22 protein-coding genes and 1 other annotated feature are annotated in these 21334 nt (G+C 38.0%); of the genes, 12 read left to right on the top strand and 10 right to left on the bottom strand.

The annotated features are described in order from the left end of the window. Positions 1–67: 67 nt before the first annotated feature. Positions 68–1054, bottom strand: coding sequence for an NAD(P)/FAD-dependent oxidoreductase (locus IV81_RS04955; RefSeq protein WP_057802744.1), 987 nt, complete (start codon positions 1052–1054; stop codon positions 68–70). 165 nt (positions 1055–1219) lie between these two features. Here IV81_RS04955 and IV81_RS04960 point away from each other — a divergent pair, with 165 nt between their 5' ends. Beyond that, complete coding sequence (locus IV81_RS04960; RefSeq protein WP_057802745.1) at positions 1220–2179, top strand: nucleoside hydrolase; 960 nt, start codon at positions 1220–1222, stop codon at positions 2177–2179. Positions 2180–2273: 94 nt separating this feature from the next. Beyond that, entirely contained in the window at positions 2274–4250 is a 1977-nt protein-coding gene (locus tag IV81_RS04965; RefSeq protein WP_057802746.1) for a cation:proton antiporter, read from the top strand. A 91-nt stretch (positions 4251–4341) separates the two neighbouring features. Here IV81_RS04965 and IV81_RS04970 read toward each other — a convergent pair whose 3' ends face one another. Further along, positions 4342–5277, bottom strand: a complete 936-nt coding sequence (locus tag IV81_RS04970) for an alpha/beta hydrolase (RefSeq protein WP_057802747.1) — start codon at positions 5275–5277, stop codon at positions 4342–4344. Between the two features lie 171 nt (positions 5278–5448). Here IV81_RS04970 and IV81_RS04975 point away from each other — a divergent pair, with 171 nt between their 5' ends. Beyond that, entirely contained in the window at positions 5449–5868 is a 420-nt protein-coding gene (locus tag IV81_RS04975; RefSeq protein ID WP_057802748.1) for a helix-turn-helix domain-containing protein, read from the top strand. Between the two features lie 3 nt (positions 5869–5871). Further along, a complete protein-coding gene (locus tag IV81_RS04980; RefSeq protein ID WP_057802749.1) occupies positions 5872–6723 on the top strand; it encodes a hypothetical protein in 852 nt (283 codons plus the stop codon). A 143-nt stretch (positions 6724–6866) separates the two neighbouring features. Here the strand turns inward: IV81_RS04980 and IV81_RS04985 are convergent, their stop codons facing one another. After that, positions 6867–7814 (bottom strand): helix-turn-helix domain-containing protein, encoded by a 948-nt coding sequence (locus IV81_RS04985; protein ID WP_236696828.1) that lies wholly within the window; start codon positions 7812–7814, stop codon positions 6867–6869. Positions 7815–7869: 55 nt separating this feature from the next. On the opposite strand from IV81_RS04985, the gene IV81_RS09505 reads away from it, so the two are divergent. From IV81_RS09505 to IV81_RS04995, 3 genes are all read left to right on the top strand, one after another. Then, a complete protein-coding gene (locus IV81_RS09505) occupies positions 7870–8064 on the top strand; it encodes a hypothetical protein (RefSeq protein ID WP_236696829.1) in 195 nt (64 codons plus the stop codon). A 47-nt stretch (positions 8065–8111) separates the two neighbouring features. Then, on the top strand, positions 8112–9086 hold the full coding sequence (locus tag IV81_RS04990) for an MFS transporter (protein ID WP_236696833.1): 975 nt from the start codon (positions 8112–8114) through the stop codon (positions 9084–9086). A gap of 368 nt (positions 9087–9454) precedes the next feature. Further along, positions 9455–10093, top strand: a complete 639-nt coding sequence (locus IV81_RS04995) for a DedA family protein (RefSeq protein WP_057802751.1) — start codon at positions 9455–9457, stop codon at positions 10091–10093. A gap of 33 nt (positions 10094–10126) precedes the next feature. On the opposite strand, the gene IV81_RS05000 is transcribed toward IV81_RS04995, so the two are convergent. Genes IV81_RS05000 through IV81_RS05010 form a run of 3 tightly spaced genes read right to left on the bottom strand, consistent with a single transcriptional unit; the run spans position 10127 to position 11486 of the window. Beyond that, positions 10127–10357: a hypothetical protein gene (locus IV81_RS05000; protein WP_057802752.1), complete on the bottom strand. Its 231-nt coding sequence runs from the start codon at positions 10355–10357 to the stop codon at positions 10127–10129. Further along, on the bottom strand, positions 10344–11006 hold the full coding sequence (locus tag IV81_RS05005) for a L,D-transpeptidase (RefSeq protein WP_057802753.1): 663 nt from the start codon (positions 11004–11006) through the stop codon (positions 10344–10346). The genes IV81_RS05000 and IV81_RS05005 overlap by 14 nt, the downstream gene beginning before the upstream one ends. A gap of 9 nt (positions 11007–11015) precedes the next feature. Then, a complete protein-coding gene (locus tag IV81_RS05010; protein WP_057802754.1) occupies positions 11016–11486 on the bottom strand; it encodes a hypothetical protein in 471 nt (156 codons plus the stop codon). Between the two features lie 132 nt (positions 11487–11618). Between IV81_RS05010 and IV81_RS05015 the strand changes: the two genes are divergently transcribed. Then, on the top strand, positions 11619–12485 hold the full coding sequence (locus IV81_RS05015) for an NAD(P)-dependent oxidoreductase (protein WP_057802755.1): 867 nt from the start codon (positions 11619–11621) through the stop codon (positions 12483–12485). Positions 12486–12623: 138 nt separating this feature from the next. Here the strand turns inward: IV81_RS05015 and brnQ are convergent, their stop codons facing one another. After that, positions 12624–13997, bottom strand: a complete 1374-nt coding sequence (brnQ, locus tag IV81_RS05020; RefSeq protein ID WP_057802756.1) for a branched-chain amino acid transport system II carrier protein — start codon at positions 13995–13997, stop codon at positions 12624–12626. 166 nt (positions 13998–14163) lie between these two features. Then, positions 14164–14408, bottom strand: a binding site (T-box leader). A gap of 358 nt (positions 14409–14766) precedes the next feature. On the opposite strand from brnQ, the gene IV81_RS05025 reads away from it, so the two are divergent. After that, positions 14767–15225, top strand: coding sequence for a universal stress protein (locus tag IV81_RS05025; protein WP_057802757.1), 459 nt, complete (start codon positions 14767–14769; stop codon positions 15223–15225). A gap of 129 nt (positions 15226–15354) precedes the next feature. Beyond that, complete coding sequence (locus tag IV81_RS05030; protein WP_057802758.1) at positions 15355–16236, top strand: RluA family pseudouridine synthase; 882 nt, start codon at positions 15355–15357, stop codon at positions 16234–16236. Between the two features lie 69 nt (positions 16237–16305). Here IV81_RS05030 and IV81_RS05035 read toward each other — a convergent pair whose 3' ends face one another. Next, positions 16306–18669 (bottom strand): phosphoketolase family protein, encoded by a 2364-nt coding sequence (locus IV81_RS05035; protein ID WP_057802759.1) that lies wholly within the window; start codon positions 18667–18669, stop codon positions 16306–16308. A gap of 196 nt (positions 18670–18865) precedes the next feature. Beyond that, positions 18866–19588 (bottom strand): GntR family transcriptional regulator, encoded by a 723-nt coding sequence (locus IV81_RS05040; protein WP_057802760.1) that lies wholly within the window; start codon positions 19586–19588, stop codon positions 18866–18868. 110 nt (positions 19589–19698) lie between these two features. On the opposite strand from IV81_RS05040, the gene ybaK reads away from it, so the two are divergent. Beyond that, the gene (gene ybaK, locus IV81_RS05045; protein WP_057802761.1) at positions 19699–20199 is read left to right on the top strand and encodes a Cys-tRNA(Pro) deacylase; all 501 of its coding nucleotides are present in this window, start codon (positions 19699–19701) and stop codon (positions 20197–20199) included. 103 nt (positions 20200–20302) lie between these two features. Here ybaK and IV81_RS05050 read toward each other — a convergent pair whose 3' ends face one another. After that, on the bottom strand, positions 20303–20842 hold the full coding sequence (locus tag IV81_RS05050; protein ID WP_057802762.1) for a DUF1836 domain-containing protein: 540 nt from the start codon (positions 20840–20842) through the stop codon (positions 20303–20305). 148 nt (positions 20843–20990) lie between these two features. Between IV81_RS05050 and IV81_RS05055 the strand changes: the two genes are divergently transcribed. Continuing rightward, complete coding sequence (locus IV81_RS05055) at positions 20991–21323, top strand: hypothetical protein (protein WP_057802763.1); 333 nt, start codon at positions 20991–20993, stop codon at positions 21321–21323. Positions 21324–21334 lie beyond the last annotated feature (11 nt).

Here is a 21334-nt window from a genome sequence, read left to right on the forward strand (position 1 = left end):
CTTTAACTTCTGGGGTACAGGTCACATTCCAATCGCGAACTTTTTTATTTGGATTAATTTATTTTTCTTACTTTTCAAACATTGAAGTGCTATGCACTGGACCCCGCTTACCAGGATACAAATCACTCATAATTTGATCAATTGCTACCGGCCCTTCACCGAAGGCCGTCGCAATCAGGCGTAGCTTCCCGGGATATTCGACACCGTCACCAATTGCATAGATGTTTTTTTGATTAATTTGCATTAAATTATTAACCGAAAACATTCGATGCTCTTGATCCAAATCGATCTGCCATCCCTTAATAATCTTATTACTAGAAGTAAAACCGTAGTTAACAATTAGTTTATCAAAGTGCATGTCTTTCGCTGCTTCGGTTCCTATTTCTCGTAATTGGACTTCAATCCCCTCGCCATCATCTTTTATATCATGAATCAAATATGGCGTTAAAACATTAACTGATGATTTTTTTAGGTTTTCAACGCTCCGTTCCATCCCTCGAAATTGGTTTCGACGATGGACAAGGCTAACATTTTTAGCAATCGGTTCCAGCATGAGTGCTATGTCAATCGCTGAATCTCCACCACCTGCAATTAGAACGTCTTGATCCATAAAGTGTTCAAAATCTGGCACATGATAAAATACTTTTGTATCTTCCAAACTTTCAATTCCTTCGACTGCCAATTTTCGTGGATTAAATGCTCCATTTCCAGTCGCTAATAAAATTGCTTTTGTGTCGTATTCAGCTACCGTTGTTTTTATGTGATAAAAATCCTGTTCTTTTTGAATATCAATTACCGTTTCATTCAACCGAATCTCCGTATTGACCAGTTGTGCCTGTTTTTCCAGCTCTTTTGCTAAAGTAGCTGCCTTAACGCCCGCATACCCGCCAACATCATAAACCATCTTTTCGGGATATAACGCCGCAACTTGTCCTCCAACTTGTGGAAGGCTTTCAATGATTTGCGTCTTCGCGGTCCGCATTCCCGCGTAAAATCCAGCAAATAATCCCGCTGGTCCGGCTCCAATAATTGTAATATCGTATATTTCGCCCATTGATTTTGCTCCCTTTTCTTAAAATCAATTTTAATTTTTATGATCCAACGAATATATTACCAGCTTCTCCTATAAAAAAGAAAGCAAAGCATTGTTTTTTGAGTTTTATTTTCGTATGATTAACTTGTATCTAATACATAAATTATTTATTTCGGAGGGGTTCTTTTGGCAAATAAAAAAATGATCTTAGATCTAGATACCGGTATTGATGACGCAATGGCAATTGCTTACGCTTTGGCTGCTCCCGATGTTGATTTAATTGGGATTGTTGCTACTTATGGTAATGTATTAACTCCCGATGCGGGACTAAACAGCCTAAGGATCCTTGAATTACTTGGAAGAACCGATATTCCTGTCTTTCTTGGTGAAGAACATTCACAAACAACAGATAGCTTTGAAGTTATGCCAATTAGTGCACAGATCCACGGAAAAAACGGAATTGGTGAAGTTCAATTACCTGATCCAAGCCGCGCTTTAGAAGAAAAATCAGGAGTCGATTTTATTATCGAGGCTGCACATGAGTACAATTCTAATTTAATTCTTGTGCCTACTGGTCCCCTGACTAACCTTGCTCTTGCTTTACGAAAAGATCCAGAAGTAGCAACCTTGATTGGAAACGTAACAATTATGGGTGGCGCACTAACCGTTCCTGGAAATGTATCTCCTGTTGCAGAAGCTAATATTAATCAAGATCCCCATGCCGCAAATGAAGTCTTTAGAAGTAAGACCAATTTAACCATGGTTGGCTTAGATGTTACCTTAAGAACCCTACTTACTAAAAAAGAAACGCAGCTTTGGCGTGATCTCAACACCAATGCCGGTAGTAAATTTGCTGATATTGTGGATTACTACATCGATGTCTATAAAATTACTAGCCCTCACTTGGGCGGATGTGCTTTACATGATCCGCTGGCAGTCGGAATTGCCCTTGATTCATCATTTTCAACGGCCATGGACCTTAACATGTTTGTTGATACAACTGATGAAATGTGGGGAAGAACAATTGGTGACCCCGCTCGCTTAAACGAAAAAAATCCAAACGTCACGGTCGCCTTAAATGTGGATGCCGACTTTTATCTTGAACGTTTCATGAAGTATCTCTCAAGTTTATTTGCTAAAAATTAACCACTAACTTAAGAATTAATTGGCCATGGGAATCGATTTTCCCATGGCTTTTTGTTACGCTTAATTAAAGAACAAACAAAGGAGTCGATTTGAATTGTCCGTCGTTTTTTTTATTTTAATTTTAATTACTGCTGCAACACTCTCCAATGTTCTCGATTCAAAAATCGAGTTTTTACCCCGAGCAATTGTACAAATATTAATTGGCTTGGCCTTATCCCTAGTCCCCGACTTTAACCATTTTAACCTAAATCCAGAAATATTTATGTTAGCAATCATTGCTCCTTTAATGTACTACGATGGCATGAATACCAACATCAACAAACTTAAGCTGACGCTTGGAAACACCTTTTCATTAGCAATCGGTTTAGCAATCACCACTATCATATTGGTTGGTTACTTAGGATACACCCTGCTCCCCGGCATCCCTCTAGCATTAGCATTTGCGCTCGCTTCGATTATTACACCAACAGATGCGGTCGCCGTATCTTCGGTTACCGAAAACCTTGAAATTCCCAATGAAGCCATGCTAAGTTTGAAAAATGAGTCCCTTTTCAATGACGCCAGCGGAATCGTGGCGTTCGACCTAGCGCTTACGGCGTTCAACACCGGACAATTTTCACCATTAATGAGCATTTTGAACTATCTGTACGTTTTTTTCGGTGGACTTCTAGTGGGTTGGATTATTGGATGGTTATTCATTCGACTTCAGTTGCTTCTTATTGAAACCAACATTGATAATCCTAACGTTGTCGTTCCAATAAACATCATTAAACCTTTCGCAATTTATCTAATTGCAGAAGAATTCGGAGCTTCCGGCATTCTAGCGGTTGTTGCGGCCGGACTAATTCAAAGTACACAGTCCAAATCCCTACGTTTAACTTCGACAAAGACTCAAGTCGTTTCAAAAACCACTTTTGAAATATTTACGAACTTAATGAATGGTTTCGTTTTTATCTTGCTTGGAGTTTCATTACCCACCGTAATTTATGATATTACCAACAACGGACGCGAAGTTGGTTCAATGGGTTATTTAATTTTAATTGGAATTTTGCTTTATATCGCAATGATTATTATTCGTTATTTATGGGTAACATTTCGACTGGCAAGTATTCGAATTCGGCCTGAAGCGCAAAGCTTAAATCGCTTTTTGATCGCTATTAATGGTATCCACGGAACCATCACCTTATCAATGGCCTTTTCAATTCCATTGCTACTAAAAGGCGCCGACTTTCCATTTCGAAACGATATTATTTTTATTGCAGCAACCGTCATTGTTTTGAGTTTAATCGTTCCCAGTGTCATCTTACCTTTGATGCTCCCTAGTAAATCGTTGTCATATAGTTTGGACGATATCGCCAAATACCGTCAGCAAATGATTAATTATGCCGTAAAGGGCGTCGTAGAAGCTGGTGAAGATCCTGTTGAAACTCAGGCCGTAGTTGCCACCCTAAGAAGCCAACAATCAACTATTCGACATCCTAAACGTTGGAAAACATTTAGAATATTAGAAAAATGTTTCAATCTAGAAGAAGACATCTTACAAAATATGGTTGATAACGATGAAATCACGGAAAAACAACAAACGCTGTATCAAAAAATGACATTAATTCAAAGCTCACAATTACGACAATCTTTCTTTCAAAGTCTGATGCACCGCGTTAAATATTCGATTATTAAGATGACTCATCATCTAAAACGCCGACTCAAGTCGGTTGATCAACAGAAATTAAAGAAAACCATATTAAGTGCTCGCGATGATATTGCAAAAATTGAAGATCAGATTTCTCCGCAAATTTTTGCATCTTTAAAAAAGACGCTCGCAGATGATAATCATGCGGAAATTCACTGGATTGAAGGTTATTACCGCGAACGCCATCGTCGTTTTCAAAATAACGAGCGAACAAATGAAATCCAAGAAGAGCTTTTTATCAACGCTTTCCAAAATGAATATAACTTTATTCAGAATCAATTAAATAAAAACATGATCTCTCGGGAGCTAGCGAGTCTTTTATACGAGCAAGTTTCCAACGATGAATGGATTTATATGCAAAATGATAGTATCTACAATTAATTTATTTTAAAAAATAAAATCGAGTTAAGATCAATCAAATATCATTTAAGGCGTTCTCACCTTAAAGTTTGATTGATCCTAACTCGATTTTTCATTCCATATATCGATTTAAAAATTGTTTAACCGTCCGTTTGTATTTGGGATAGTCCGTTTGTAATGATTCGGCATGTCCGGCGCCTTTAACAATATACTTCTCTCTAGGACCTTTTGTCGCATCATATAGTTGATAAACCATTTTGGTCGGTACAAAAGTATCTTTAGAACCGTGAATAAATAACATTGGCTTTTTATTTTTCGCCAACTGTTTAAGTGAACTTGCCTCAGAATAGTCGTAGCCTGCTCGAATCTTTGAAATCAAACTAACCGTTGGAACAAGAGGCCATTTAGGCAAGTTATACATGGATTTTGCTTGGTAAGTAATTTCGTCCTCGACACTTGTATAGCCACAGTCTTCAATGTACGCTTTAACCTGCGTCGGAACGTCTGGTTCGCCACTCACCATCATGGTTGTCGCTCCGCCCATACTAACTCCATACATAACCAGCTGTTGATGCGAACCCTTGATTTTCAAAAGTTTATTCATCCACTTAATATAATCGCGTCGATCCGTCCATCCGTAGCCAATTAATTTTCCTTGGCTGTCCCCATGTGCACGATCGTCAGGAGCTAAGACGTTATATCCGAGTTCATGAAACATTGCTGCTGGGCCACCTTCACCATCCTTGCTTTGCAAAAATCCATGTGCCAGGATCACCGTTTTATCGGATGGACGTTCAGCTGGAATGTAGTAAGCCTTTAATTTTAAATCACCCGTTGCCGACGTCATCGACCAATTTTCTTTTTTGACATTTTTATACCATGTTTTTTGCCTAAGTAGTGGGTCATTTTTAGTTATCTTCGCATCATTTGAAATAAAACTTTTTTTATCACGTACTTCGGCTGTGTGGAAAAAGTACATTCCGGCACCGATATCAATTACTAGCAGTACTCCCACAACAATTAAGAACCATTTCCAAAATTTTTTCATTTATTATTCTCCTCCGACCAGTTTAGTATATATTTTTTTGAAATAGTTTGGAAAAAATTTATTGAAAGTCTCTTTTAACAAAAAAACTCCTGTGACACTTAGTTTAATTTGTCGCACGGCGTAATTGTGTATTAAAATAGGATTAGATAGATCGCCAGAGGAGGAAGTCATATGTTTCCAGAACGGTTACGTGCGTTAAGGCACGGAAAACACATCACCTTAGAGGTACTTGCAAAAGATTTGAACGAGCTTTTTCCCGATGAGAATCAAAATACTTCCAATCAAATTGGAAATTGGGAACGTGGAGTACGAACCCCTTCTTATTTAGAGGTTCAAAAACTTGCCGAATATTTTGACGTTAGCATGGATTATATTTGTGGCAGGGCTGCGTTAAATGAATATGATTTAAGTAAATTATTCCTATCTGGACGTCAATTAAGTTTTGACCATAAAGTGCTCAGCGGGGATGATCGATACGAAATCTTTCAATTAATGGACGGCTACTTTCATGGTAAAAAGCGCCGCGTCGTGAGTGACACCACTGAGCAAGAAGAACTTGACCTCAATTGGAACAAGAAAAAGGACGAATAGTAGATGAATCCCAAAAAACTAAAAAAGTTAAAAAAACAGTTGAAAACTAGACGTTCAACCCCAATAACTAACGAATACATCAATCGTCTCGAGCGCTATCGGGAGCTTTTTAAGGACAACAGTTCGATCGTCTTTTTGATTAATCAAATTTTAGAAAGTGACCGACTAATTCGTCAAAACTTGCTACCACAACAGCTTCCATTACTAGAACTACCAGAAGATATTCAGGATCAAATCTTCAATAACATTCAATCAATTTATCCAATGGGTGACCCTCGTGGCGATCAACTTTGGGAACAGTTGACAACTGAACTGCCCAAGCTAGACAAACTTCTTCGTTCATACCGCGATTACCTGGAAGAAAGTTACGGAATGTGGGCATATATTTCAGCGCCATTCATTAACGACCTTGCCCGTTTTCTTTCACATAAACCAGTTCTTGAAATTATGGCCGGAAATGGTTACATCAGCCGCGGATTACGCGCCAAGGGCCAGACCGTTTTTACCACCGACTCGCTTGATTGGACCAAGGAAAACGAAACCGGTCGGCATCTAGTGACTGAGGTTGAAAAATTGGACGCATTGTCTGCCATCGAAAAATATCAGGGACAGGTTGAATTTGTTATTATGTCATGGTCTCCCGATGGTGTTCCCATCGATGTTGAAGTTTTGGAGAAACTTCGCTCGCTTCCAAAGCAGCCGCTCTTAATTTGTATCGGAGAAAAAAATGGTGCAACAAATAGTCATGCCTTCTGGCAAAAAGCAGAGCTAATTGATGATGAGCGTACCAAACAACTCAATTCGCATTATCAACCCTTCGATTTAATTCACGACCAAGTTTACTTGGTAAAATAATGTTCAAAGCGGATCCTGTTGGCGTTTGATTCAAGCCCTCCCCCCTATTTTTAATCGAAATTTCTAAGCGACGAGTTTAACTAATTTTTAGAACAAAACAGCGTTACTGCTGACAAAAAAGAACTTAATTTTTCTGAAAAGAATTAAGTTCTTTTTTGTCGATATTTTGTGGCCGCTTTTAGCCGTACTTTGTAAATCGTCAATAAGGTGTTGTCAATTCGCGGAGATTGTCTTTTTTCCAAGTTAATAACTTCGTCCAGCAGTTGGTTACCCTTTAACCAATCACCAAAATATAGTTCCCATATCCCAAGCCAGAATTGCTTAGCCAAAATTCCATCCCAATTCATTTTTTTAGCACCAATGGCAGTTAGTTTAGATCCTATTTTGGTAGCCCGTTGATAATCTTCGAAATTTAAATAGGTTTGCATCAGTACCCCGTAAAACTCGATGAGACTGTTCAGCACGTTGAACGGATCGCCCAAATCAGTTTGATAACGTCCACAGTTTTCTTCCATTTTTACCGTAAACTCATCCAACGCTTTAATTCCCGATGTAGTTGCAACCATTGGAATAATTACATTAACAACTTTTAACTCTTGGGTCGTCCACATTGGTGTACTTTGCAAATGTTGATAGATATCGTATGTGGCTGGTGTGATTCCAACTGTAACATTTTCATAAGTCGTCAAAAGAATGGTGGCGTAACTTGAGACGAGTTTATCATATGAATACGGACTTTTTTCATGGGTATGCACCCATTCTGAAATCGCCATAAAATCCTGTGCGGCGTATTTTTGTGTAATAAAAAGAAGGGCTTGGTCGTAGGGAGCACTTTGATAATTTTGTGAAATAAAGCGAAACTCGTCTAACGAAACTGCTAAGTTATCTAAAATAGAAAATAATTTGCTGGCTGAAATATCATTTAGTCCCTTTTCAAACCGATTAGCAAATGAGCGAGAAACAATACCGGCATACACTTCCTTTTGAGTAAGTCCTTTATTAATTCGAATTTCATGAACTGTTAGCCCTATTTTAGCCATAATCATTCTCCTCCGGTAACGTAGCATATATGCAACATGTTGGTTAATCATATCATTTATACTCCTGATAATATATGAATATTAAAAAAATATCGGGGGGCAAGATATGCTTAAAATTATAAAAAATAAAACACTGCAGACCATCGTTAGTGCGAACCTTTTTGCAACTTTGGGTGTCAGCATTTTTAATATTATTCTACTTACATACGCTAAAAGCTTCTTTAATTCCCATTTGTTCGTTTCAATAGTTTCGATCGCACTAGTCATCCCATCGATATTTGGAGGAATGACGGGAAAATAGCCGACCTAACTCAACAAAAAACAAATTGGTTAATTTTTACAAAAATTATTCAAGTCATTTTATATCTTTTTTTAGCACAGGTGATCAATCATAAAACCGTTTTTGTATTTTATTTAGTCGTTGGAATCAATTTAATTTCTGACATCATCGGTAATTACGGCGGAAATTTATTAACAATTATCATTCAGGATCGCATTGAAGACCGTAGTCGACAACAAACAATGGGATTAAATTCTGCAATTGGTACCCTTGTCGAACCTCTGGGGCAAAGCGTAGGAGTCTTTATCATTACTCAAACTCACAACTATTCATTGGCGGGATTGATAAATGCCCTAACTTTTTTAGTATCCGCAATTTGTCTTATCGTCGGTCGGCGTTCAATTTTATCAACAATAAGAGTCAAACCCAAGAAAACTTCGAACTGTCTATGGCCAATAATTCAAGAATTAATGCTTCAAACAACTGGAATGGGTGCCATAAGCTATTTAGGAATTGTGATGGTATTAAACATTGTTGTGGTAAGTTTTGATGCAATTTTAAATTTATTATTTATCGACTTGGCACCAGTGCTAAAAATTAATTATGCGGTGGCAATTTTGACCATTAATATCACTTATGTAGTTGGCAGCGTTTGGGGAAGTGTTACTAAGAAGACGTGGATTGATCGTTTGAACCTATTTCAGTTGCTTCTTGTAACCTTGATGGCCCCGATTATTGCGTTCAGTCTTCTATTATTTTATCCAAATTTTTATCTGATCTTACTGAGTATGTTTATCGTAAGTTTCATGAGTGGCAAGATGGATCCCAAGATGTTTGCTACAATGATGCCACAAATCGACCCTCATATGACTGGTAGTGTGTTTGGAACCATTAGCACAATTGTTACCCTGGGTGCACCGATCGGCAGTACCGGAATTATTATCTTGTACAATTTATATGGCGGAAAAATAGCTTGTCTTTGTGCTTTAATTTTAAGCTTATCTTCCATAATCTGGGCATTACTGGCATATCGAAATCGATAGTTTCAGCATGACAAAGCATTGATATTATTCATCGCCATGTCTGAAAAATTTAAGCACAAAAAAACCGAGAGAATTAAATTCCCTCGGTTAGCCGGTCATCAAATTAAATTGATTCAGTCGTTGAGTGGCTCACACACCCAAATTGACTCACACGCCTACAATACGGTAGGTACAAAGTGTGCCGGTGAAATTGGTCACTAGTCACCGCAGCGAAACAACTTAAAGTTGTCTGACCTATCTCGACTCATCGCATGCATCTAATGTACCATGAATCGCTAAAATTCACAAGCTGATCACGCTTCATAATTGCCATTTTAAGTTTAAAAATTGTATGATAATTATGTGGAAAAATAGAAAGCGAGGACAACATGATTGATATTGCTATTGGATTCTTTATTCATCCTCTTTCGTATATAACGCCCCTAACCGAACAATTAAACGATTGGGTATACTTAATTTTATTCATTTGGATTTTTTTAGAAACGGCGTTCATTGTTTTTTCTTTCCTACCCGGACAGTCTGTGCTATTTCTCACCGGTACAATTGCCGCTTCCACCAATTCCAGACTAAATATTTTTCTACTATTGATCACTTTCATCTTTGCCGCAACTTCTGGAGCAATGGTTAAGTACTGGTACGGTCGCAATTTGGATCAAAAAAATCGACTTGCTCGAAAGATCAATGATTCAGAAAAGATGAACCAAACTCAGGAACTTTTCGATGATAACACGCGAAAGTCACTAATTTTTTCGCGCTTTATCCCTTTCATTGGTCTATTCGTCCCCATTATTGCTGGCACAACTCAAATGGATTGGCGCCGTTTCAATAAGCTTAATTTTATGGGCGTACTACTATGGGTCGGACTTTGTTGTTTTTCAGGTTACTTTTTTGGACAAACAACATTCGTAAGACAGTATTTTACTTTAATTTTCCTAATGTTAATTATTGTTCCACTAATTTTTGAAACATTTTGGCGAAAAATAAAAAAGCATACCGAAAAGATATGAAGCCAATCGCTTTCTCTTTTATCGCTGTATGCTTTATTTTTTTAGTTTAATTTCAGCAAATCGGATTACAAAAATAATTACCATGTATAATAACAGGGCCTTGATGATCGTCCCGAATCCTAAGAAAGTTGTCCCCAAAACTAATCTTCCCACAATTTTGATTAGTAATAATGCTCCAACTAAGATGCCAACTCCCCATAAAACTTCCGCTTTAAAGTGACGTGTTTTCAACAACCACGCTTGTAACATCTTAATGTATTTCAACTTTCATGCCCTCCGGAACTTTATCATAAATCCATTTAGCATCCGGAACTGCCAATCTGACACATCCATGTGATTTAGCTTCTTTACCTAACTGGTTAGCTTCTTCTTCGATAAAGTTTCCATTTTTATCGGTTGGAACCGTATGGAATAGGTATATTCCATGATCCTTAAAGGAAACCCAATACTTTGCACCCTCCTTAGACGATGCGTTGTAGAAGAATTCTCCCCGTTCCGCTTGAATTTGGAAAGTTCCAGTAGGAGTAGGGCTATCTTTTGATCCGGTTGACGCATACATTGTATAAAGAACCTTGTTTCCATTCATTACATAAACGCGTTGCTTTGAAATGGAAACCTTTAAATATGCATTGGGATACTTTGTTAAATCGGGATAGTCCTTCTTTTCAGAGGGCTTTTTCCAATCAATCGGATTCATTTTGCTATCTTTACTAGTAGTTGTTGCGTTGGCTTCATCCGCAGCCAGCTTATCATCTTTTGAAGTACTTTTAGGCAAAGATTTTTTAACCGCTGTTTTTTGAAGTTCAACCTTTTCCTGGCGAACAACCTGCTTTTGGTACGCATGCACACTGAGGCCAAAAGTTGATAAAATCATTAAAATTGCTACTCCGACTATCAGCTCAAATCTTTTCATAAAAACCTCCTACTCTTCAACCTTGGGTTCTTCTTTTCCTTTGTTATCTAATCGATCAAATTGTTCTAACAACCAATCTCTGAAGTTTAACTGTAAATCAGGATTGCCTTCAATCAGATCATCCGCTGTTCCGATTTCGTCAATTCTTAAATGAGATGGATTGATATCCTCAGCTTCGATCACAGCGTAAACATTAATATCATATTCCCTTTCTGCTTCCGTCAACTTTTCGACTGGTGCTGGGTAAGCAAGTGGTAGGTTAATAATATTTGACTGCAATTTAATTACAACACTTTTATTGACGTTAATGACCGCTTCAGCAATGGCATTTTCTTGGATGGCATCTTTTAAAAATTCAAATGCCGGTCTAACTCCAGAGCCATCTGCCTTTTTTAAAGTCGCTTTACCTATCTTAAAATCTTCTGTAATAAAACTCGCATCTTTTAATGTCTGAATAACTTCATTTGCTAATACTTTCATCTTGTCCCTCAACTTTTGTTTTCTACATATGAGTTTAACATCTAAACATCATTTTTACACACATATGTTGCACCTTGCGTTCCTATATTACTATAATTAAGTAAAAATTAGTACGTCTGGAGGATTATCATAATGAAAATTGGATTTATTGGCACAGGTGTGATGGGGACGGGTATTATCAACAACTTACTAGCTCATCATCACGATATCATCGTCTTTAATCGAACCGCTGCGAAGGCGGATTCTGTACTAGAACATGGCGCGAAATGGGCAGAAACTCCAGCTAAACTGACCGAACAAAGTGATATCATCATCACCATGGTTGGTTTTCCACAAGACGTGGAAGAAGTTTACTTCGGTGATAACGGAATCTTTTCGGCATTGCACAAGGGCCAAACCATTATCGATATGACCACAAGCTCCCCAGCGTTAGCTAAAAAAATTGGACAACAAGCTGAATTATTAGGTGTAAAGGCGCTAGATGCCCCAGTTTCTGGTGGTGACATTGGTGCTCAAAACGCTACTTTGACAATTATGGTGGGTGGAGATCAACCAACTTTTACCAACCTCAAACCCCTTTTCCAACAAATTGGACATTCCGCACACTATTTTGGCACATACGGATCAGGGCAAAACGCCAAAATGGCCAATCAAATCATGATTGCAGGAACAATGACTGGTTTAACAGAAATGCTCGTGTACGCTAAAGCCGCTGGATTAGATCTTCAGACGGTTTTAAAAACCCTGTCCGAAGGTGGCGCCGCAAACTGGAGCATGGAAAATTATGTTCCTCGAATTTTAAAGGACGATTATACCCCCGGATTTTTCGCTAAGCACTTTTTAAAAGACCTTCGAATTGCACTTGATGAGGCGCGTCAAATGCAAATTGATTTACCATCAACTCGTTTGGCAACCCAACTATATGATAATCTCGTTAATCAACAAGGTTTAGGTGATGATGGGACACAAGCGCTGATCAAGCTATGGTGGAAAAGCTAAAACTCTTTATATCAAAAAGTAAATATTTCTTCTCTAAATTTAGTAACTAAGCAGTACTGAAAACTACTGTTGAATAGAATTAATGGCAAGCATATGTCCACCGGTAACTAACAGAGTAGTAGTAATTTTTCCTTTTTCTTAGTCCATAATAGTATTTTTGATTGTACCCTTTTTTAACAGGTAAATTATTAGGCCAACAGTAAACCCAATTGTGGCCGGCAATACCCAGTCCATTCCGTAACCCGCAAATGGTAAAAAACGTTTGTCGATACTAAGAATTATTTTCGCCCAACTACTGGCCGAGATAACTGCGGGTGCCGATGCAATTGCATCAATAATAGCTGGAATAATTGTAAATGCCGTTGTCATAATGTAGATAATTCGTGCTTTCTTAAAGAGTGGCGATGCAATTGACAATGCAATCAGGGTAATTGCTAATGGATAGAGAAACATTAACATTGGTGTTGACCACGCGATGATTTGGTCAAGCCCCACGTTGGCAAAAACAAACGAAAATGAGCATGTTAAGATGTTCCATACTTCATATCGGATTTTTGGAAATTTACTATGCATTGCTTCGGCAAATGAAGTACTAAGTCCGATTGAAGTCGTTAAACAAGCCAATGTTGCCATAATTGCTAAAATTATTTGTCCAGGTAGTCCTAAGAAATGCATCGCGATTTGGCTAAAACCGATTCCTCCGTCTGCGGAAATCTTAAAATATTCCAGACTAGTTGCACCGATCCAAATTAAAACCATGTAGATAAGGGCTTCCAGCGTAATGCTCAAAACGCTCGACTTTGCGGCCACCTTTGCAATCATTGTCGGACGTTTAATTCCAAGTCCCTTGATGGTAGTAACGATGGCGATTCCGAATAGTAATCCGGCAATGGCATCCATTGTGTTATACCCCTGCAAGAAACCATTCAAAAATGAGGAACTTCCACCGTGATAAAGAGCAGTCGTAGCTTGTGAAGAAGCTTTTCCCAACGGACGTGTAAATGAAAATACGAAAATAACCGTGAGAAGAATTAAAAAAGCTGGATTTAATAGTTTTCCAATTGAATCAATAATCCCCATCGGCCGTTTTGAAAAAGAGTACGTGATACTAAAGAAAATTGCCGAATAGATTAAAAGTGCAATTGGCGTTTGAGATGAATTAAGACTTTGACCAAAAGCAATTTGGAACGGCGTTGTGGCTGTTCTGGGAGTTGCAAACAGTGGCCCAAGAGTTGCACATACCATAACCATGAAAAATGTGGCATAGCGTTCACCAATCGGTTTGGCCAAATCATAAATCCCATTAGATCGTGTAATACTAATTGAAATGATTGCTAGTAGTGGCAAAATCGTTCCAGTAATTAAGAAACCGATTCCCGCAGTTAACCACTGACTTCCAGCTAGTTGTCCCAAGTGGATCGGAAAGATTAAATTTCCGGCTCCAAAAAACATTCCAAATAACATTGATGCAATAAAAATATATTCTTTAATTCCTAATTTTTCTCTTTCCATAACCTGTTCTCCCTTTTATTTAAAGTTCAACGCATTCTTTATCTTTAAATTAAAGACGAGACTCGGACCAAACCGCCATTACTTCTTGAATTTTTCTCAATCATGATTGAGCCCCCTATCTTAAAAATTTGATTAAAATAAAAACGCCCCTATTCGACAATTGCCGAATAAGGACGTTTTCACGTGTTACCACCTATCTTTGTATACTTTTCTCAAGGCATACCTCACCAAGTACGGCAAAGCTAAAGCTTGCGATACCTTGGCACTATAATGGGTGCAACCATTGGACACTCAACTTTCGCATCCAACACTCAGAGACTACTTTCACGAATCAATCAAACTACTCCTTTTCACCAAACGGAGCTCTCTGTAACTTTAATTGATAGTTACTTTTCTCTTCATCGTTTTAATCTTTTTTTAATGTTGTCTAGCATAATATAATCTAAGCGCTAATTTGTCAACCGCTCATGGAAAAAATTGCTAAAACCGTTAATTGCATGCGAGAATTGAAAAACCACTTTCCCCACTAACAAAAAATTTCCCAACTGAAAAATCAGCTGAGAAATTTTGCATCCTATCTCCATGGAAAAAGAGAATGCTTAATGGCGGCCGTGGTCGCCATTTACATTGCGCAATTGTATTTTAACGTATAAATCTAATAATTAGAAGTATTTTGACTCATGGCTACATTTTGAAGATAAAAAGGCTTACAAATTTTTGTGAAAATGATATCATTAGTATAAGAAAAGATGATTGGATGGTGGATAACATGCTACAACAATATAAAAATATCTTAGCACCTGTTGATGGATCCAAAGCCACAGAAGTCGTTCTCGACCGGGCAATCGAAGTTGCAAAAAGAAACAATACCCATCTCGATATTTTAAATGTCCTTGAAGTTAATCAATTCAGTGACACTTACGGTGGGGCAGTTAGTGGGGATGTAATCTACAAACTTTCAGAGGACGTCCAACATCGCCTAGAAGAGCTCAAGAAAAAAGCTGAAGACGCTGGCGTGACCGATGTAAGTGTGCATATTCGTTTTGGAAATCCCAAACCCGTTATTGCCCGGGAGTTCCCTACAGACCATAAAAATGAACTAATTATGATTGGTTCAACCGGTCTAAACGCGCTTGAACGTTTGATGGTTGGTTCAGTGGCAACTTATGTCAGTCGAAATGCCATTTGTGACGTTTTAATTGTTAAACCAGACAAAGAAGAAAAATAAAACTATAATTCTTAGAAAATGTGCAGAACCGTGGCGAATTAATTTTGTCACGGTTCTTTCATTTCCACCGATCAAAGTTTAGGTTTGTAATACAAATCCAACATGTTCAATTTTTAAGGAGCTTTTACTATGCAGTGGCACTATTCAATTAAATTATCAGAACAATACCATCCCCAAACAATTCGTGATCTACTTCAAAAAACATGGCTGCTTTCTCGCAAAGTCGTCCATTTTTTGAGAATTAATGAACGAGTTCTAATCAATGCTCGCTACCGCCCGATGAATACTGTTGTTCAAAAAGGAGATCAGATTGATTTAACGTTTGATACCGCGGATTTCACCACTCCCGCCCCTCCATTTGATCTTGACCTCTCCAAACAACCGGACGTCTTATTTGAAACGAACGACTTAATCGTTGTTAATAAACCTTCAGGAATCAAAACACACGCTAATCAACCCCATGAATTAGGGAGCATGATGAACATCCTTCAAGGCTACTTTAAAAATACTAATTTTGCGTCTTACAATGTTCATCGCTTGGACCAATGGACGAGTGGTGTACTTTTAGTTGCTAAAAATCCGGTCGTTGTTCCAATTTTAAGTCGTCAGATTAGCCAAAAAATTATCCAACGAACGTATCTGTGCATCGTAGAAGGCACATTTGACGTTGCTAACGGAACAATCGATCGATCAATTGGATTTGACCCGCTTGATCAAAGAAAGCGTCAAATTGACGGTCAAGATGCGCTAAATGCGATTACGCACTATCGTGTTCTAGAAAATCGTGGTCAAACCGCGTTGGTTCAAATCCAATTGGAAACTGGTCGGACCCATCAAATACGTGTCCATATGGCATCCATTGGGCATCCAATTGTCGGTGATCCGCTCTATAATCCGCAAAGTACTGATTTTCCTATGCGCCTTCATTCTTGGAAAATTAAATTTCCGCTTCCATTTAATATTAATTCAAAAGAGATTGACGCACCAATCCCCAATTATTTTGAAAAATAAAAAGACTGAAAGAGGAACTCTACATGAGTTCTCCTTCAGTCTTTTTGACTGTAAATGATTAATTATCGATTATTTAACGTCTTTCCAGACCCAGTTCTTAACTTCCGGAAGATCATCACCATTATCACGAATGTATTGGTAATGACGTTCGAGTGTGTTATCCATTTCTTGAGCAAAATCAGCGCCCTTTTCAGCATATTCTGGAATAGAGTTGATTGCATCTTGTGCCAAGTGGAAACGATCGAGTTCATTTAGAACACGCATGTCAAATGGTGTCGTAATATCGCCTTCTTCACGGTAGCCATGAACATGTAAATTATGGTTATGGCGATCAAAGAAGATTGAACGAATTAAATCTTCGAAACCATGGAAAGCAAAGATAACTGGTTTGTCCTTAGTAAAGTAACGGTCAAATTCTTCGTCACTCATACCATTGGAGTTAACCTTTGGACTTTTGAGTTTCAACAAATCAATCACGTTGATGAAACGAATCTTCAAGTCAGGGAATTTGTCATGCAAAATGTTGATTGCAGCAAGACTTTCCATATTTGGTTCTGTACCTGCAGCAGCAATAACGACATCTGGTTCTTCGCCATTCGTTGTGCTTGCCCAATCAATAATTCCCAGTCCGTTCTTAGCTAATGTTTCTGCTTCAGCCATTGAGTAGAACTGTGGACGTGGTTGTTTTGATGCAATAATCAAGTTAACTTTACCACGATCATTCATAATTAATGGGCTAATAGCAAGCAATGAGTTGGCATCAGCTGGTAAATATTCACGGATAAATTCAGGTTTCTTTTCAGCTAAATGAGTTAAGATACCTGGATCTTGGTGAGTATAGCCGTTATGATCTTGTTGGAAACTCGTTGAAGTAGATACCACGTTTAGTGATGGGTAATCACGGCGCCAATCTAATTCAGAAGCTTTACGCAACCACTTGAAATGTTGTGTAATCATTGAATCCACGATCCGAAGGAATGCTTCGTAACTGGTGAAAATTCCATGACGACCAGTCAATGTGTAAGCTTCAAGCCATCCTTCAGCAGAATGTTCTGAAAGTTGGGCATCGAGGATGCGTCCTTCAGGTGCCAATCCTTCATCCCAATCTTTTTTAATTGGATCAAGCCATTGACGATTTGTTACTTCAAACAAGCCGTATAGACGGTTTGACATTGTTTCATCAGGGCCAAACATTCTGAAGTTCTTTGGATTCTTTGTTACAACGTCACGAAGATAATCTGACCAAACCAACATATCTTGCTTTTGGTTTTCACCACGTTTGGTGGTATCAACAGCATATGCACGATAATCTGGCAAATTCAAATCAGTTGGGTTAACCCCGCCGTTTGTAATTGGGTTAGAAGCCATTCGTTTGATACCCTTAGGTGCAATTTCAGCAATTTCAGGTAATACATGGCCTTCTTCATCAAATAATTCTTCAGGCTTGTATGATTTCATCCAATCGACTAAAGCATCAACATGTTGCAAATCAGCTTGGTCTACTGGAATTGGAATTTGATGAGCACGGAATGTGCCTTCGATTACTTTACCATCCCATGTCTTTGGACCTGTCCAACCCTTAGGTGAACGGAAGACGATTACTGGCCAGTAAGGTAATGTTTCGTCATGATTTTCACGAGCATTCTTTTGAATTTCTTGAATCTTCTCGATTGCCTTGTCCATTGCTTCAGCCATCTTTGGATCCATTGCTTCAGCATCACTACCTTCAACAAAGTATGGATCCCAATGTTGGCTGTGGAAGAATTCAGTTAATTCTTCGTCTGACATTCGAGATGAAAGCGTTGGGTTACTTAACTTGTAGCCGTTAATATCCAAAATTGGAAGTACAGCACCATCAGTAATTGGATTAATGAAACGGTTATGTTGCCATGAAGTTGCTAATGGACCAGTTTCAGCTTCACCATCACCAATAACAACGGCTGCAATTTGGTCTGGATTATCTAAGATTGCACCAACACCATGTGAAAGTGAATAACCAAGTTCTCCACCTTCATGAATTGAACCTGGTGTAACAGGAGCAGCATGTGATGCAACCCCGCCTGGCCATGAGAATTGTTTGAAGAGTTTCTTCATTCCTTCTTCGTCTTGTGTGATTGCTGGATATGCTTCTGTATACGAACCATCAAGGTAAGAATTAGAAACCATTACTTGGCCACCATGACCTGGTCCTTCAATGTAAAACATATTTACATCATATTTATTGATTGCACGGTTTAAATGGGCATAAATATAATTTTGTCCAGGAATTGTCCCCCAGTGTCCAATTGGATGAACCTTTACATCTGAAGCTTCAATATCACGCTTCAACAAAGGGTTGTCTTTTAAGTAAAGTTGTCCGACTGAAAGATAGTTGGCTGCGCGCCAAAATTTATCAAGCTTGTCAAAATACTCTTTTGATGAATAATCTGTCATTGTGCTCTTCCTTTCGTGAACGAAAAATGTTTTTAATTTATGAACTGATTATAATCGCTTTTTTAAAATTGTTCAATCATTTATAAAATTGATGCGGTCCAATTTTAAAATTACTGATACAATCATTCCTACGTGCCCATTGTAACTCAAAAAAGCGCTTAACTAGTAGTCAAACGCTTTACCCTGTTAAATATAATTAATCTAGTGACACAAAGGTACTATAATTCATGTATTTGTAGTGAATTCGCATATTAGAAATTTCAAAAGGCGTTCCATCATCCATGAAGAAAATACCCGACATTACTCCAACAGGTTCATTTTCGGTTAGACCCAGCAGCTCCTGATCTTCCGAATTCGAAGGTTCAACTTGAATTGATAGAAATGAGCGTGTGACGTGCTGTCCTCTTGTATCCTCTAAATAGTTAAAAATCGATTTTTCAACAATTGCTCGAGAAAGTTCTGGAGCAATTTTAATCGGAATATAACCCGTTTCAATCATAATCGGCTCATCGTCTAATAAACGTAGCCGTCGGATTTGGTAAACAAAATCGTCCTCATTTAAAAACAAGTCCGTTTTCATATTCTCGGTCGCTGGAATTACCGAAAAGTCTAGAACTTTAATTCCTTGCTTTTTTCCATCCGATTTTAAACTATCAGTAATTCCTAAATTAGTTCCTTCGTAATTAAAGGATGATTGACTTTTTAAATAGAGCGGATTAATAAAGGTTCCCGATCCCCGTTTTTTAAAGACAATTCCCTGATGCGCCATTGAACTAAGCGCTCTTTTAACCGAGCTTCGACTCACTTCGTATTCGGCAGTTAGCGATCGCTCATCCGGCAACCGCATGCTTGGAAATTCATTATTAAAAATCCTTTTTTTTAGATCATGAATAATTTTTTTATAGATCAGATCTTCCATTTGACTATCTCCCGTTGTTAATTGCTTTCTTTATTATAGCAAACTTATATAGATTCATTTTATTATCATCGATTTGCTTATGCTAAAATACGATGTGGGTGGTGGAAATTATGTCAAAAAAGAAAAAAGACAAGGTTTCAAAGACGCTTGTCGAGCAAATTCTAGACAAAAACAAAATCAAATACAAGCAATTCATTTTTCCGACACATCAAGATGGCGATGTTCAACAGTTAAACGTTGATCATCTTGATGTTGATGACCATATTATTTATAAGACCCTGGCCTTAACCGGCAATAAAACCGGCCCCGTTGTTGGTGTAATTCCAGTTGACGAGCATTTAAGCTATAAAAAGCTTGCTAAAATTTCCGGCAACAAAAAAGTCGGTATGATCCCACTCAAGGATTTAATTGCCACAACCGGATATGAGCACGGCGCCAATACACCAATTGGAATTTATGAAACAAAGCATTTTCCAATTTATATTTCCGACATCGCGCAAGAGCAAGGAACTATCATTGTTTCTTCTGGCAAGATCGGCCGTTCGGTTCAATTGGATGCCACGGATTTGGCTCACCTTGTCCACGGGCAATTTGGTGATATTACGGAGTAACCGTGGTTGATTAAAAAGTCATCTATAATTATCAGTAAAAAGGGCAGCAAACAGTCTTTTGAGATTTCCTCATCATAACTGTTGCTGCCCAATTTTTTCTGAATTATTTAATTTTTTTAATCTTTGTCGGTTCATGTACTTTGGAATTCTTTACAATTTTAACCAATTGATTCGTTTCAAGTTGGTCCACAATCATATCAGATGCGGCTTCTAAAAGCTGATCTGTAAGATTATTGGCATTTCGATCAGGACGTGATTTGCCAATTTGGCTAATTTTTTTATTTACTAAGTCAATAAAACGATCATAGGCCTGTTTAGGATATTCACTGGCCGTCACTCGATCGATTCCTGTTCGAATTTCTTGGATTGAAAATGATTGTTTCAATAAAGTAATCAATAAAATATCTGCAATTTGCATAACCTGATATTTCTTTTTAGTTGGCGCAACGATTACTTTATTTTTGACGTAGTTATTTACCATTGCTGGGGTCACGGCTTCCAATCCCAACGGTCCCGTATACTCCGTCATCAAAGCCACCACTTGGTCCATGTACAAATCAAAGTTTGGCAAATTATCCCAGTGTGGTAGTTCAATTAGGCGAACCAATTCAAGCCAGCGCTGATATTCTTTGTAATCACTCATTCTAATCGCTCCTTTATGTCATATATGCTAGCATTGTATCACGATGACCTAGTTTTTAACACTAGATAGTATTATTTTAAATACATTTATCAAAAAATTTAAAATGTATGTTAATCTGTTTGTATGTAAAAAAGTGGAGGAATTAATAATGTTTGATCCAACAAAGAAGAGAAAAGTATCTGAAGAAGTTAAAACAATGTTTCCAACCGAAGTTATCAACGGTCTTTGGGACACGTTACGCCAAATGAAAAAAGACCAAATTGTTGTCACACCCGTGATTGCCTTTGTCTTTAGTGACGATTCCACCGATGACGAAATCTACGTAATGGGATTACAAAACTCCGGCTCTGTTGCAAAAGAATATTCGATTAAATATTCTGGCAAAAAAGATTTTCTGGGAAACGGAACAATTGTGGTTGTTCAAGATAAACCAAAGAATATCTCAATGAAAATTAGTGACGCAAACAAGGCTTTGGCTTAGGTTGGTGACGG

Source organism: Pediococcus stilesii, assembly GCF_001437075.1.
In the GTDB taxonomy this organism is placed as follows: Bacteria; Bacillota; Bacilli; order Lactobacillales; family Lactobacillaceae; genus Pediococcus; species Pediococcus stilesii.